The organism is Microbacterium sp. M1A1_1b (genome assembly GCF_053345565.1).
The window spans coordinates 319,940-334,520 of sequence record NZ_JBKFAJ010000002.1; the positions used below are offsets into that span (position 1 = coordinate 319,940).

Below are 14,581 nucleotides of genomic sequence, written 5' to 3' on the forward strand. Positions count from 1 at the left end.
CACCACCGTCATGAGACGCCCCAAGCGCCTGACCATCACCGCCGCCGTCGCCGCAGCCGCAGCCCTGGTGCTCACCGGCTGCTCGGGCGGCGGCGCTTCGGACGACGCGTCCTCCGGCACCAGCAAGGGCGGCACGCTCAACATCCTCACGCCCCAGACCGCGCTGCACTTCGACCCGGCGACCAGCCAGAGCCTCGGCATCACGTCGATGGGCCTGGTCGCGCGGCGCCTGACCACGTGGAGCGTCGAGCCGGGCAAGACCGCCAAGGTGGTGCCGGACCTGGCGACCAACACGGGTGACTCGAGCGACGGCGGCAAGACCTGGACCTACCACCTCAAGCAGGGCCTGAAGTTCCAGGACGGCTCCGCGATCACCACCAAGGACATCAAGTGGGGCATCGAGCGCTCGTTCGCGCCGACCCTGACCGGTGGCCTGAGCTACCACAAGTCGCTGCTGGTCGGCGGCGACAGCTACAAGGGGCCGTTCGAGGGCAAGACGCTCGACAGCATCGAGACCCCGGACGACTCGACCATCGTCTTCAAGCTCAACGCGCCGTACGGTGACTGGCCGTGGTTGGCGTCGATGCCCGCGTTCACGCCGGTCCCCGAGGGGCAGGGCACGGACACCGGTGCCTACGACGCCAAGCCCGTCGCGAGCGGCCCGTACCAGATCCAGTCCAACACGCAGGGCTCGCAGGTCACGCTCGTGCGCAACAAGGAGTGGAGCGCGAAGACCGACACCGTCCGCACCGCCGGTCCGTCGAAGATCGTCTTCAAGGAGGGCCAGGACGCCTCCACCATCACGCAGAGCCTGATCGCCGACAACGGTGACGCCAAGAACTCGTTCGGCGCGATCTACCTGGGTGCCGCCGAGCTGAACCAGGTGCGCTCGAACCCCGCCGCGCAGGACCGTCTCGCCACGAGCAAGGCCGGCCCGATCACCTACATGGCGATCAACACGCAGCGCGGGCAGCTCAAGGACCTCAAGGTCCGACAGGCCCTGCAGTACGCCGTCGACCGCAAGTCCTTCCGCATCGCTGCGGGTGGTGCGCTCGCCGGGTCGTACGCGTCGACGCTCATCACGCCGGGCATCGCCGGGCGCCAGGACTACGACCTGTACAAGACGAGCGCCACGGGTGACGTCGACAAGGCGAAGCAGCTGCTGAAGGAAGCCGGGGCGACCGACCTCAAGCTCACCCTCGTCACGCAGAACGACCCGACGTACCTGGCGCAGGCCCAGGCGCTGCAGTCCGGGCTCAAGCGTGCCGGCATCACCGTGACGCTCAAGCCGCTCGACTACGACTCGTTCACCCAGGCGACGACGAACGGCACCGACTTCGACCTGTCGCTGTCGAGCTGGCAGCCGGACTTCCCGAGCGCGAACGCCAACCTGCAGCCGCTGTACGCCTCGTCGCAGATCGGTGGCGGCGGCTACAACGTGTCGAAGTACAGCAACCCCGACGTCGATGCGCTCATCGCGAAGGCGACCGGCACGGTCGACCAGCAGGACGCGCAGAAGCTGTGGGCCCAAGCCGACGAGAAGATCATGGAGGACGCCCCCGTTGTCCCGCTGATCTACGCGAAGCAGTCGTTCCTGGCCGGCTCGAACGTCGCCGACTTCCGCATCGCGGACTTCCCGGCGTACCCGAACTACCTCACGGTGTCGCTCGCCAAGTGACCGATCCGATCCTGCAGGTCGAGGGGCTCCACGTCGCGTTCGGCGACGCGGAGCCCGTCGTCCGTGACGTCTCCTTCACCCTGACGCCCGGACGGGTGCTCGCCCTGGTCGGGGAGTCCGGCTCGGGCAAGTCCGTCAGCGCGATGAGCGTGCTCGGGCTCCTGCCGCCGCAGGCCCGGGTGTCGGGCAGCACCCGGTTCCGCGGCGACGAGCTCGTGGGCGCGTCGACCGAGCAGCTGCGTGCCGTTCGCGGTGCCGGCATCGGGGTCGTCTTCCAAGAGCCGATGAACTCGTTCACGCCCGTGCTGTCGATCGGCACGCAGATCGCCGAGGCCGTCCGGGCACACCCCCGAGGCCTCGATCGTGCGGGTGTCTCCGCGCGCATCGACGAGCTGCTGCGCTCGGCTGGGCTGTCCGACCCGGACCGCATCCGCCGCGCGTACCCGCACGAGCTCTCCGGTGGACAGCTGCAGCGCGCGATGATCGCGATGGCGCTGGCCGGCGACCCGGTGGCGCTGATCGCCGACGAGCCGACGACCGCGCTCGACGTCACCGTGCAGGCGGGCATCCTCGACCTGCTGCGCGACCTGTGTCGCGAGCGCGACCTGGCCGTCCTGCTCATCACACACGACATGGGCGTGGTGGCCGACGTCGCCGACGAGGTCCTGGTGATGCGTCGCGGCGAGGCCGTCGAGCACGGCGCGGTCGCTGCGCTGTTCGGTGCACCGCAGGCCGCGTACACGCGTGCCCTGCTGGCCGCCGTCCCCGGACTGGAGGCTCGGGACCCGTCCGCCACGCCTGCCCGGCCCGCAGCCGACACGGCGGAGGCGAGTGGGGCCTCCCGTCCGGTGGTCGCGCAGGTGCGCGACGTGAGCGTCCGCTACGACCGGCGCGGTGCGCCGACCGTCTCGGGAATCGACTTCACGCTGCACGCCGGGCAGACGCTCGGCCTGGTGGGGGAGTCCGGGTCCGGCAAGTCGACCATCGGGCGGGCCCTCGCCGGCCTGGTGCCGGTCGTGGCCGGGTCCGTCGAGGTCGACGGCAGCGATCTCCGCACCGCGCGTGGACGTCGCCTGCGCGAGGTCCGCAGCCGCGTCGGGATCGTGTTCCAGGACCCCGCGTCGTCGTTGAACCCGCGACAGACCATCGGCTGGAGCATCGCCGAACCGCTGCTGGTGCACGGGGTCTCGCCGTCCGAGCGGTCCACGCGCGTGCACGACCTGCTGGTCGCGGTGCAGCTCGACCCGACCTGGGCCGAGCGGTTCCCGCACGAGCTGTCGGGCGGGCAGCGGCAGCGCGTCGCCGTCGCCCGTGCTCTGGCCCTCCGGCCCGCACTCGTGATCGCCGACGAGCCGACCTCGGCGCTCGACGTCACCGTGCAGGCGGCCGTGCTCGACCTGCTGTCCGCGCTGCAGGACGACTTCGGGTTCGGCATGCTGCTCATCAGCCACGACCTGGCCGTCGTGCGGCAGCTCGCCGACCAGGTCATCGTCCTGCGTGACGGACTCGTGGTCGAACGCGGTGCCACCGAGGCCGTGCTCGACGAGCCGCACGAGGACTACACGCGCATGCTGCTGGCCGCCGCACCCGTGGCGGACCCCACCCGCCAGGCCGAGCGTCGTGCTGCCTGGCGTCGACTGACGGAGGCTGCCTCGTGACCGCGAACGTCGTCGAACGGCCGATCTCGGCGTCGGCCGCCCGCTCGACCGGTTTCCGCGCCGTCGTCCGCCGGGTCCGGAGCGACCGGTGGGCGGTGGCCTCGGCCGTTGTCATCGTCGTCTTCCTGCTGGTCGCCGTGCTCGCTCCGGTGATCGCCGGCCTCAGCGGACAGGACCCGTACGGCTACAACATCGACGCACTCAACTCCTTCGGCGCGCCGCGTGGATCGCTCGGTGGTGTCAGCGCGGACCACTGGTTCGGCGTCGAGCCGCTCACCGGGCGCGACCTGTTCGCGATCGTGACCTACGGCGCGCGCACCTCGCTCGGCATCGGCCTGGCCGCCACGGGGATGTCGATCGTGATCGGCGTGCTGGTCGGTGTCACGACCGGGTTCTTCGGCGGCTGGTACGACCGCGTGCTGTCGCGCGTGGTCGACGTGATGTTCGGCTTCCCCTCGCTGGTCTTCATGATCGCGCTGACCGCCATCGTGCCGACGTCGTTCCCGAAGCCGCTGCTGGTCGTGCTGGTCATCGGCTTCTTCGGCTGGCCGGCCGTCGCCCGCGTGGTGCGTGGCCAGACGCTGTCGCTGCGGACACGGAACTACGTCGTCGCCTCGACCGCGCTCGGCGCCGGACGCTGGCACGTCATCCGCACGCAGCTGCTGCCGAACCTGGCCGCGACGATCACCGTCTACGCCACGATCTCGATCCCGTCGATGATCGGCGCCGAGGCCGCGCTGTCGTTCCTGGCCGTCGGCGTCACCCCACCGACACCGTCGTGGGGCCGCAGCATCGGCGACGCGATCGGCTGGGTGCAGACCGACCCGATGTACCTGGTGTTCCCGGGTGCCGCGCTGTTCCTGATCACCCTGGCGTTCAACGTGCTCGGCGATGCCCTGCGCGACGCCCTCGACCCACGGGGAGGCACCCGATGAGCGCCCTGCGCTTCCTGCTGTTCCGCGTGCTCGGCGCCGTGGTCGTCCTGCTCGTGGTCGCCGCGGTGACCTACGCACTGTTCATGCTGCTGCCGACGAACCCCGCGCGGGCGATCTGCGACAAGCCGTGCACCCCCGACCGGCTGGCAGAGGTGCAGGCGTTCCTCGGTACCGACAAGCCCTGGATCGCGCAGTTCGGTGCCTACCTGGGCGGGATCTTCACCGGGCGGACCTTCGGCGCCGGTACGTCCGCGATCCACTGCGCCGCCCCGTGCTTCGGGTACTCGTTCCAGCTGCACGACAGCGTCACCTCGCTCATCCTGACCCGGCTGCCCGTCACCGCGTCGATCGCCGTCGGTGCCGCGGTGCTGTGGCTCGTCGCGGGTGTCGCCGGGGGAGCTGCCTCGGCCCTGCGCCGCGGATCCGTGCTCGACCGCACCGTGATGGGCATCGCGGTGGCGGGGGTGTCCTCGCCCGCGTACCTGATCGGGTTGCTGTCGATCCTGCTGTTCGGGTTCGTCCTGGGCGTGCTGCCGACCAGCGGGTACGTGCCCTTCACCGAGGACCCCGTCGGGTGGCTGACGCACCTGGTGCTGCCGTGGTGTGTGCTGGCGTTCATCAGCGCCGCGATCTACGCCCGACTGACCCGCGGCGAGATGCTCGAGGCGATGTCGCAGGACTTCGTCCGCACGGCCCGCGCCAAGGGCATCCGCGAGCGTCAGGTCGTCGTGCGGCACGGGCTGCGCACGGCGATCCTGCCCGTGGTGACGCTGTTCGGGCTGGACCTCGGGTCGCTGCTCGGCGGGGCCGTCATCACCGAGAAGGTGTTCTCGATGCAGGGTCTCGGCGCGCTGCTGATCGACGCCGTGCACACGCTCGACCTGCAGGTCGTCGTCGGGTTCACACTGTTCTCGGCGTTCCTGGTCGTCACCGCGAACGTGATCGTCGACGTCGTCTATGCCGTCGTCGACCCGCGGGTGCGCCGGCGGGCGTAGGCCGCGCGTCGCTGAGACTGTCCACACGTTCGTCGTCGGTGCCCCAGCAAACAGGCGGTGCGACTGCGACGTCCTCTGGAAGGAGGACTTGTCGGCGTTCCTGACCGAGGTCGAGAGTTCGACCGTGACCATCACAGAGGGGGACTCGGGAACGACGGCGACGTCGGTCCGACAGCGAGTCGAGAAGAAGTTCATCATGATCGCGGTTGCCGCGATCGCCGTGGTTGCATCGCTGGGGATCGCGGTCCCCGCGTTCGCAGCGCAGCCCGGCACCAACACCGGCGGCGGCCCGACCGCGCAGTCGAACAGCGCGATCGCGTACGCCGAGAGCATGTGGAGCACGAGCGACGGCGGGCCGAACGCCCAGACCCGGTACGTCCTCGGAGGCAACGGGCCCAACGACTGGGACTGCTCGGGGCTCGTCTGGAAGAGCTACCTGCAGGCCGGGATCGACCTGTCCGGTGGCGCTGCGCGGCCGGTCGTGGGAGACACCTACAACGCTCTGAAGAACAAGATGGTGGCGCGATCCGCCGCCCAGCCGGGTGACATCCTGTTCTGGACCAGCGACGGCACGACCAGCGGAAACTTCCTGCACGACGGCATCTACCTCGGCAACGGCTGGATGATCGCGGCGGCCGCGCCGGGTGAAGGCGTCAAGGAACAGCAGCTCTGGACCGAGCCCGGCGAGCAGCTGCTCAGCGTCGTCGGACGTCCGGACGGATCGCTCGCGGGTACCGGAACCGGCGGCACGACCGTCCACGCGACGTCGTACGTCACAGCAGCGCAGGTCAACACCGGCGCCCTGTGGAGCGTCACCGCCAGCAAGGCGGCAACCGCCTACCCGGTGGGTGTCGCCGCGGGGACGAGTCCGTCCGTGGCTGCCCTGCCGGGCGGCAAGTACGTGACCGCGTTCCAGGCCCAGGGCGGGGCGCTGTGGACGATCACCTCGGACGGCGACGCCACGTCGTTCCCGGTCGGGATGCAGGCCCGGACCAGCCCGTCGATCATCGCGACCCCGGGAGGTGGGTACGTCATCGCCGTCCAGACGAACAGCGATGCGCTCTGGACCATCACCGACACGAAGGCCGCGACCGCGTTCCCCGTGGGGATGAAGGCGGGGACGAGTCCGTCGATCGCAGCGGTCGGCAGCGGCTACGTCGTGGCCGTGCAGACCAACAGCGGTGACCTGTGGAGCGTGACCAACACGAAGGCCGCGACGGACTTCGGCGTCGGGATGCAGGCCGGTACCAGCCCGGCCATCACCGCGACCGGTTCGGGCGGGTACGTGATCGCGGCGCAGACGAACACGGGTGCGCTGTGGAGCGTGACGAACACGAAGTCGGCGACCGCCTTCCCGGTGGGGATGCAGGCGGGGACCAGCCCGGCGATCCTGCCGAACTCGAGTGGCGGGTACGTGATCGCCGTGCAGACGAACGCCGGCTCGCTGTGGACGATCACGGACGGCAAGGCTGCGACCGCGTTCGACATCGGGATGGCCGCGGGCACCAGCCCGTCGATCGCCTCGGTCGGCAGCGGGTACGTCGTCGCCGTCCAGACGAACACGAATGCGCTGTGGACCGTCACCAACGACGACGCGGCCACCGCGTTCGCGGTGGGGATGAAGGCCGGCACCAGCCCGGCCATCCTCGCGCAGTAGGGCATCGATGGGAACGGGCCGTCCACTGCGGACGGCCCGTTCTCGCGTTTCACGAGGCCCGACGGGCCACGCGGCACGCGGCACGCGGCACGCGGCACGCGTCAGAAGTACGTGATGCCGTGCGGGGTCCGCGCCGGCAGCAACATCGCACGCAGCAGCACCGGCACCGCCGGGTCCGACGCACGCAGCAGCCCCGCGGCAGCCAGCGTCACCGGGGACACCGACCCGAGCAGCAGCGCGCCGAGCTCGGCGACGTCGAGCTGCACGTCGGACGGAGCATCGGCCGCCTCCGACTCCCGCGTCACGGTGCCCACACCGGACACCACGTCGAGTCGGTAGGTCCCCGTGGCGTGCCCGAGCGCGTCGGACACCCCCAGCACGAGCGAGCCGTCGACCGCGTACGGCCGCGAGGACAGCGTCGCCGCGACGTCGAGCACGCGCAGCCAGACGTGGTCCTCCTCGTGGTCGACGTCGTACGCACGGTTGTCGCCGAGCGCCGCGACGATCGGGTCGTCGAGCCGCGAACGGTTGTACTTGACGACGTCGTTCAGGTCGATCGACAGCAGGAACTCCCACAGCGACAGGTAGGCCTGATCGGTTGCGTACACCAGGTCGATGATCTTGACCGTGGTCTCGTCGCCCTCCTCGACGCGCCAGGTGACGTAGCCGTCGACGTCGTCCGACGCCGAGGCACGGTGGACCGCGGCGCGCACGCCCTTCGCCTTCTCGCCGTCCGGGCCGTACTCGCCGAACACGACGGGCCACGTGCCGGTGTTCCGGATCATCGACCCCGGCGTGCGTTCGTGGAACCGTGCGAAGACGTCCTTGCCGACGCCGTCGGCCAGCCAGGTGGTGGGCACGACGGTCACGATGCCCGAGGTCGGCGCGACGAAGGGCAGTGACCGGTTGCGGCGCACGCTGACGGCGCGCTCGCGGATGGCGCAGCCGAAACCGAAGCGTCGGTAGATCGTGCCCTCGGACGCGGTGAGCGAGGCCATTGCGTAGCCCTCGTCGACACCGCGCTGCAGCGCGTGGGTCATCATCGCGCGCAGGATGCCCCGACGGCGCTCGGTCGGCCGGACCGTGACCGCGGAGATGGCCTGCGTGTCGACGGACGACCCGTCGCCCCAGCTCAGTGCCTTGCGGAACCAGGTGAAGGTGCCGGCGGGCCAGGTCTCGTCGACGGACCCGGGGAGCGGGTCCTTGACGTGGACACCCAGGAAGGTCTCGTTGTCGGCGATGAAGTGCGATGCCATCCGCGCGGCCAGCTCCGGCGAAGCGGATGCCTCGTGGAAGCCGAGGCCCACGGCCTCCATCCACGGGGCGGTCCGGGCGTCGGGAGCGCCGTCGGCGTCGGTGCCGGGGGTGAACTCGCGCAGGTCGAAGCGGTCGGTGAACTCGTCGTTGATGGGTGCCACGTGCCGACCCTACCGGTGGGCCGCGCGGTCAGTCAGAGCGTGGCGCCGAAGCCCACGGCTCCACCGCAGCGACACGAACGGCCGGATGCTCAGAGCCCGACGACCACCAGCCAGGCGACGACCGACATGCCGACGGTCCGCAGCACCGCCGCCGCCACCGGCCGGTGCCGCCACGTGGCGACGAACTCGGCGATCGCCCCCGCGAGTGCGACCAACGTGGTCACCACGACGATGCCCGGCAGCGGATGCCCGACGACGCCCGCGCCCACCTGGTGGAACGCGATGATGCCCCACGGCACGATCCCGACCGCCGAACCGAGGCTGAGCGGCACGCGTGACCCGTCGCCGCCCGGTGGCCGAAGTCGGTCGTCCCGGTGCTGCACGACCGCGAACAGCACACCGGCCGAGGCGAGCGCGTAGATGCCGACCAGGGCGCCGACGTCACGCACGCCGTTCAACTGCGCGATCACGAACACGGTCACCGGCGTGGTCAGCAGCGGGTCGACGGCGCCGCCCGGACGCGGGGGCAGTACCCAACCCACGGCCAGCAGGGCGATCACGACGACCATCGCGAGTCCCACGTCCACGTGCGAGAGCGTCACGGGGTCGCGACCGTCGAGTGTCACGGTCACCGCCCGCGTGGCACGGGCACCGATCAGGGCAACGGCCGCCAGCGCGACCGCCTGGACCGCCACCAGGAGGCCGAGGGTCCTGCGCCAGTTGCCCATGGTCGAGAGCCTGCCACGCGCCTCCCACGGTGGTTCGGAGCAAGGGGACCTTGACCGCCCTGCCGCAGGCGAGGACCATCGCGCCATGAGCCTCTTCATCACCTGCCCGGTCGAGAGCGTCGAGCGCGCGACCGCCTTCTACACCGCGCTCGGCTGGACCCACGACGTCGCGATGTCCAACGACGGCGTCGCGTGCTTCACGATCGGACCGGCGCAGCAGACCGGCGCCCAGTCGGTCATGCTCGCCAGCCGCGAGATGTACGCCAGCGTCGGCGGCGTCGAGGAACTGATCGGTGGCCCGAGCACGCCGTCGAAGGTGACGGTGTCGTTCGACCTCGACAGCCAGGCGGCCGTCGACGAGCTGGTCGAGCGTGCCGGGGCGGCCGGCGGTCGGATCGGCGACACCGACGACTACCCCTTCATGTACCAGCGCCAGTTCGACGACCCGGACGGGTACCACTGGTCGCCGTTCTGGATGAAGCCCGAAGCGTCCGCCGACGCCTGATCACACCCGCGGCTGCGGGTCGTGCTGGTGCGCGGGGTCCGCAGCGAAGACCCGCTCGTACACGTCGTACACGACCGCCGCCTTCGCGTCGTTGTAGCGCAGCACCCCCGTGCCGTCGGCCGCCGCGCGCTTCGCCGCCGCGTACGCCGACCGGTCCGACGGGTGCGCCCGGAGCCAGTCGACGAACACCCGGTGCCGCCGGGGCTCGACAGCGTCGGGCGGGAACACGTGCAGGTTCGCGTTCGGCTCGGCGAAGCTCAGCTGCCGGTGCGGAGCGCCCCCGAGCTCGTCACGGAACAGCAGCCGGAAGCCGACCGCCTCGAGCCCGGGGAGCCAGGCGCCCTCGTCCACCACGTCCCGCACGAGCAGGTCGACGTCGATGACCGGTTTCGCGAGCATCCCCGGCACCGCGGTGGACCCGACGTGGGTGATCCGGCAGTCGTCGCCGAGGGCCGCGCGGACCGCCGCGCGGACGACCAGGTACGCGGAGGCCCATCCCGGGTCGTGCTCCTGCAGCGGGCCGGGTTCCGTCTGCCGGAACGCCACCCGCTCCGCCTGCCGCGCAGCGTTGCTGTCGGGGGAGAACGGACGCCACAGGGGATGCAGGACCACGCACCCATCATGCCGGTGCCACCACGCGCCGGGCCGCCGCCCTCACGGCATCCGACGCCGGGCCTCCTGGGCGACGACCTGTTCGCGGTCCGCCAGCCCGCGCAGCTGCTGCAGCGGCCGCATCATCCGCTGGTTCCCGCGCAGCTCGGGCTCCGCGCGGTCCAGGAACGCCCAGTAGCCCGCGGTGAAGGGACACGCGTCGTCGCCGAGCCGCTTGGTCGGGTCGAACCGGCAGCCGCCGCAGTGGTCGGTCATCCGGTCGATGTAGCGGCCACCGGCGGCGTACGGCTTCGTGGCGACCCGCCCGCCGTCGGCGTGCTGGGACATCCCGATGACGTTGGCCGGCATCACCCAGTCGGTGCCGTCGACGAACACGTCGGTGAACCACTCGGTCAGCTGGACGGGGTCGTACCCGCGCTGCAGGGCCCAGTTGCCCAGGACCATCAGGCGCTGGATGTGGTGCGCCCAGCCGTGCTCGGCGACACCGTCGATCGCGGTGGACAGGCAGACCGCCTCGACCTGGGACGCATCGAGCTCCCGCCACCAGCGCGGCAGCCGCGAACCGGAAGTGGGACCGGAACCGGAACCCGCACCGGGACCGGAACCCGACCCCGAACGTGCCCCCAGCGGCGCAGCATCCGCCCCGTACTCCTCGCCGAACCACCAGTACAGGTGCCAGACGTAGTCCCGCCACCCGGCGACCTGCCGGACGAACCCCTCGACGCTGGCGAGCGGCGCGGCCTGGTCCTGGTAGGCGGCCACCGCAGCCGCGATCGCCGAGCGGGGGTCGAGCACCCCGAGGTTCATCGGCACGCTCAGCAGCGAGTGCGCCATCGTCCAGTCGTTCGTCAGCACGGCGTCCTCGTAGGGGCCGAAGTCGCCCAGCCGCACCTCGACGAAGTCGGCCAGGGCCGCGTCGGCCTCGGCAGCGGTGACCGCGAACCGCCGTCGGTCGTCCTTCCCGACGAACTGCGCGACACCGTCCCGCTCCCACCGGTCCAGGTCGTCGCGGACCTCGGCGTCGACGTCGTCCTCGGTCGGCCACCACGGGTCGGGCAGCCCGAGCGTCGTCGCGCCCTTCGGCGGGGGCTGCCGGTTGTCGGCGTCGTGGCTGAACTGCCCGCCGACCGGTGCGTCCCGGTCCATCAGCCAGCCTTCGCGCCGCCGGACCTGCTCGTAGAACGTCTCCATCAGGAACCGGTCGCCACGCCCCGAGGCCCACGCGCCGAACTCGTCCTCGCTCGTCACGAAGCCGCGGCTCGGCAGGATCCGCGTCTCGTGGCCCCAGTGCCGGACCTGTCCGCGCAACCGACGCGAGGGCGGGTCGATCGCCTCCAGGTCGTCCCGCCCGACCAGGGCATCGCGCAACTGGTCGACGCGCACGTGTTCCGCCCGGTCACCGAGCTCGCGCACACGGTGTCGCAGGGCGCTCAGCCAGAGGTGCGCCTTGGCCCGGTGCATCGGTCGGGCGGTGAAGAACTCGCCGGCCTCGACCACGAGCATCGGCCCGCCGTCGTCGAACTGCGGGCCGTACTGCCCGGGCAGGACCAGGCGGGTGCGTCGGGCATCGGTCACCCCCGGGACGCTACGCGAGCGCCGGGGGCCGTGTCCGTCGGTGGCCGCCGGGCGCGCTGGGCGCACGCCGGGACCGGACTGGAGGCCCGGGTCGCCGCCGCACCGCTGCTCGCGGCGCGCAGGCGGTCAGGTGATCAGTCCGTCGCGCCGGCGGGTGGGTCGACGAGCAGGCCGACGCGGTCGGCCAGGTAGTCGGCCAGCGGCACCGCGGTCGCCGCAGTGGGGGACCAGCGGACCATCGGCACGTCCCCGTCGACGAACAGCACGCCGTCGCTGCCGACGAGTCCGTCGTCGAGCGGGATCGGGACGGCACCGTGGTTGACCGTGTCGCCCGCATCGAAGTGCCCGCGCACCGCGGCGGCCCGGTAGGCCCGACGGGTCTCCATGGAAACCGACTGGAACTGCGCGCGTCCGGGGTCGGTCACGCGGGTGATCGTGCCGGTCGCCCAGACGCGGCCGCCGGTCTCGAGCGAGGACCCGATCAGCAGGGCCCCGACCCGCCACACTCGGCCGAGCGAGCGCATGGTCGCCTCGCGGCGGATCCCGAGCACCGGCTTCGGCACGACGTACTCGCCGAGCGCCTCGTCGGGGACGTTCGCGGCCCGCAGCGTCCTGGCCGCGTCGTCGAGCAGCTCCCGCGTCCTGGCCACACCGTCCGTCACGTGGACCGAGCCTAGACGCGCGGGCCGGTCGCCCGCGCAGCCGACCGGGTAGGTGCCCGCCCGGGTGCCCGTCGACGTCCGTGACGACGACCCGCGCGGCGCCGACGGACGGCGGACACCGTCCCGCTCGTCACCATCACGGCGCCGGCGTTGATGAGGATCGCGGCCACCAGGGGGACGAGCCAGCCCCGCGAGCCGTTGACCACCTGGTTGACGTACCCGACCCGGGGGACGCTGTACCAGACGACGCCGCGCACCTGGACGGCTGCGACGGGGGCATCGGCGCGGGCGTTGGCGTCGCCCTTGACGACGAAGGTCCGCGAGCCGTCCGACGACGACGCGATCGACACCACGCGGTGGCTGATCACGGCCGGCTGTCCGGACACGATCTGGTACGTCATGACGTCGCCGACGCGGATGTCGTCGATCGGGGTGGGGCGGACGACGAGCAGCGTGCCCGGGGGCAGCGAGGGCTCCATCGACTGCGTCAGGACCGTGAGCGGTGTCGAGCCGCTCGCCTTCGGCACGACGATGAGCACCACGGCCAGCCCTGCCACGATCAGCAGCATCCCGGTGCTCAGGCCGAGCAGGACTGCGTGCAGGACCGCTCGCCACCCGGTCCGCGGCGCCGCGCCACCCGACGTCATGCGCCGCACCGGATGGACGGTCCGTTGTTCTGCGTGAACAGCGTGACCGTGCCGCTGCCGGCGACCGTGGTGGTCGGGTTCCCGTTGCTGTCGAGCGCCTTGACCACGACCGTCTGGGTGCCGGTCGTCGCGGCGGCGGCCAGGTCCTGCGGGGCGAGCGTGATGAACCCGGAGTACATCTGCGCCCGCGAGCCGACCATCGTGCCGTTCACGTACGCGGCGTACCAGGTGTCGGCGGGGCGGGACGAGTCGGGCCACCGGACGTCGACGTAGTTGTTGCTGTGGTCGGTGCAGGTCAGCGCCGCGGCGGCCGCGGACGTGGTCAGCGTGAAGCCGCCCGTGACCGTCGAGGACCGCCAGCTGCCCGCGCTCGTCGACAGGCCGATGACGACGTTCGCGGTGGCCGCCGCCGGGGCCGACGCCCGCGGGGTGCTCCGCGTGCACCACACGGCGCTCGCACCGGCCGCCAGGGACGACGTCATGCTCGGCAGCGACGCCCAGGTGCCGGTCACCGATCCGGTGCCGACGGCGGTGCTGCTCGTGCACGCGGTGGTGGAGGCCACCGGCCAAGCGACGACGTCGACCGCCTGCGCCAGGGCGGCGGAGCTGCCGGCAGTCGTGGACACCGTGGTCGTGGTGGTGCCGGCGAGGGTGCCGGTGTTCGTCAGCGTGACGGGCTTCGTCATCGCGGGCCCGGAGTCCGAGAACGTCACGGTCATCGCGTCGGTCCCGCTGATGCCGGCGGTCAGCGTGCCGATCGTGGTGCTCGACGTCGTTCCGGCGCTGGAGGTCCAGAGTGCCCACGCCGCACTCGAGCCACCGACGACGAAGGTCGCGCTGAGCACGAGCGCGAGGGCGATGCGCAGCCGGCGGGTCACGGCGCCACCTGCGTCCCGGTCACAGTGAGGGTGAACGAGGTGACGGCACCGGCCACGCTCTGCGGGGCGTTCTGGGCCAGTGCGACCTCGACGCACGCGGTGCTGCTCGCCCCCGCGGCGAGGGTGGACCAACCACTGCCGGTGTCGAACGACGCGAGGGGTCCGCTCGTGCCGCCCAGTCCGGCACGGCACGCCGACGCCGACGCGACGCCGGTGGTCTTCAGGGTCTGCGCACCGAGCACGACGGCGTCGGTGGTGCCGGCGGACGAGACCGTGGTCGCCGTGGTCGTCACGCGGAGCGACAGGGGGACCGTGCCGGTGTTCTTCACGGTGAACGAGCCGACGGTGCTCGACCCCGGACCGATCACCGTGGTGTTCATCGCCGACAGTTGGCCGACCGTCAGCGTCGCGGTGCCCGACTTGACCGTCGCGGCCCGGGTGCTGGCTGCGGCGTTCCAGAGCGCGTAGGTGCCGCCGGTGCCGAGCAGCGACAGCAGGACGCCTGCCACCAGCACGAGTGCCGAGGGCAGCAGCCAACGGTGGCGTCGGGCCGCGCGGTGGCGGCCGTGCGTCGTCGTGGTGCGGGTCATCCTCGTTCACCCCCCGGTGCATCGTGGTCGACGGTGGTGGGAC

The 14,581-nt window shown here is 71.7% G+C and carries 14 protein-coding genes; 6 read left to right on the forward strand and 8 right to left on the reverse strand.

The genetic code is table 11. The features are described 5' to 3' along the window. Nucleotides 1-10: 10 nt before the first annotated feature. The 5 genes from ACLBWP_RS06105 (at nt 11) to ACLBWP_RS06125 (ending at nt 6,923) form a co-directional block, all read left to right on the forward strand. Entirely contained in the window at nt 11-1,678 is a 1,668-nt protein-coding gene (locus tag ACLBWP_RS06105; RefSeq protein ID WP_243563052.1) for an ABC transporter substrate-binding protein, read from the forward strand. Next, nucleotides 1,675-3,336 (forward strand): dipeptide ABC transporter ATP-binding protein, encoded by a 1,662-nt coding sequence (locus ACLBWP_RS06110; protein ID WP_447654494.1) that lies wholly within the window; start codon nt 1,675-1,677, stop codon nt 3,334-3,336. Before ACLBWP_RS06105 ends, ACLBWP_RS06110 begins: the two co-directional genes overlap by 4 nt. Beyond that, nucleotides 3,333-4,271: an ABC transporter permease gene (locus ACLBWP_RS06115; RefSeq protein WP_243563054.1), complete on the forward strand. Its 939-nt coding sequence runs from the start codon at nt 3,333-3,335 to the stop codon at nt 4,269-4,271. Before ACLBWP_RS06110 ends, ACLBWP_RS06115 begins: the two co-directional genes overlap by 4 nt. Next, on the forward strand, nt 4,268-5,266 hold the full coding sequence (locus ACLBWP_RS06120) for an ABC transporter permease (RefSeq protein WP_447654495.1): 999 nt from the start codon (nt 4,268-4,270) through the stop codon (nt 5,264-5,266). Before ACLBWP_RS06115 ends, ACLBWP_RS06120 begins: the two co-directional genes overlap by 4 nt. Before the next feature lie 124 nt (nt 5,267-5,390). Beyond that, complete coding sequence (locus ACLBWP_RS06125; protein ID WP_447654496.1) at nt 5,391-6,923, forward strand: C40 family peptidase; 1,533 nt, start codon at nt 5,391-5,393, stop codon at nt 6,921-6,923. 101 nt (nt 6,924-7,024) lie between these two features. Here the strand turns inward: ACLBWP_RS06125 and ACLBWP_RS06130 are convergent, their stop codons facing one another. Both ACLBWP_RS06130 and ACLBWP_RS06135 read right to left on the reverse strand, forming a co-directional pair. Continuing rightward, the gene (locus tag ACLBWP_RS06130) at nt 7,025-8,341 is read right to left on the reverse strand and encodes a GNAT family N-acetyltransferase (RefSeq protein ID WP_447654497.1); all 1,317 of its coding nucleotides are present in this window, start codon (nt 8,339-8,341) and stop codon (nt 7,025-7,027) included. An 89-nt stretch (nt 8,342-8,430) separates the two neighbouring features. Continuing rightward, the gene (locus ACLBWP_RS06135; RefSeq protein WP_447654498.1) at nt 8,431-9,069 is read right to left on the reverse strand and encodes a hypothetical protein; all 639 of its coding nucleotides are present in this window, start codon (nt 9,067-9,069) and stop codon (nt 8,431-8,433) included. An 85-nt stretch (nt 9,070-9,154) separates the two neighbouring features. Here ACLBWP_RS06135 and ACLBWP_RS06140 point away from each other — a divergent pair, with 85 nt between their 5' ends. After that, nucleotides 9,155-9,574, forward strand: coding sequence for a VOC family protein (locus tag ACLBWP_RS06140; protein ID WP_447654499.1), 420 nt, complete (start codon nt 9,155-9,157; stop codon nt 9,572-9,574). Here the strand turns inward: ACLBWP_RS06140 and ACLBWP_RS06145 are convergent, their stop codons facing one another. From ACLBWP_RS06145 to ACLBWP_RS06170, 6 genes are all read right to left on the reverse strand, one after another. After that, nucleotides 9,575-10,186: a GrpB family protein gene (locus tag ACLBWP_RS06145; protein WP_447654500.1), complete on the reverse strand. Its 612-nt coding sequence runs from the start codon at nt 10,184-10,186 to the stop codon at nt 9,575-9,577. Nucleotides 10,187-10,228: 42 nt separating this feature from the next. Next, the gene (locus ACLBWP_RS06150; protein ID WP_447654501.1) at nt 10,229-11,761 is read right to left on the reverse strand and encodes a cryptochrome/photolyase family protein; all 1,533 of its coding nucleotides are present in this window, start codon (nt 11,759-11,761) and stop codon (nt 10,229-10,231) included. Between the two features lie 134 nt (nt 11,762-11,895). Further along, on the reverse strand, nt 11,896-12,423 hold the full coding sequence (locus tag ACLBWP_RS06155; RefSeq protein ID WP_447654502.1) for a hypothetical protein: 528 nt from the start codon (nt 12,421-12,423) through the stop codon (nt 11,896-11,898). 11 nt (nt 12,424-12,434) lie between these two features. Further along, nucleotides 12,435-13,070, reverse strand: a complete 636-nt coding sequence (locus tag ACLBWP_RS06160) for a signal peptidase I (RefSeq protein ID WP_447654503.1) — start codon at nt 13,068-13,070, stop codon at nt 12,435-12,437. Then, on the reverse strand, nt 13,067-13,948 hold the full coding sequence (locus tag ACLBWP_RS06165; RefSeq protein WP_447654504.1) for a hypothetical protein: 882 nt from the start codon (nt 13,946-13,948) through the stop codon (nt 13,067-13,069). Before ACLBWP_RS06165 ends, ACLBWP_RS06160 begins: the two co-directional genes overlap by 4 nt. After that, nucleotides 13,945-14,538 carry a TasA family protein gene (locus ACLBWP_RS06170; RefSeq protein WP_447654505.1) on the reverse strand — a complete coding sequence of 198 codons (594 nt, stop codon included), beginning with the start codon at nt 14,536-14,538 and terminating at the stop codon, nt 13,945-13,947. Before ACLBWP_RS06170 ends, ACLBWP_RS06165 begins: the two co-directional genes overlap by 4 nt. Nucleotides 14,539-14,581: the final 43 nt, after the last annotated feature.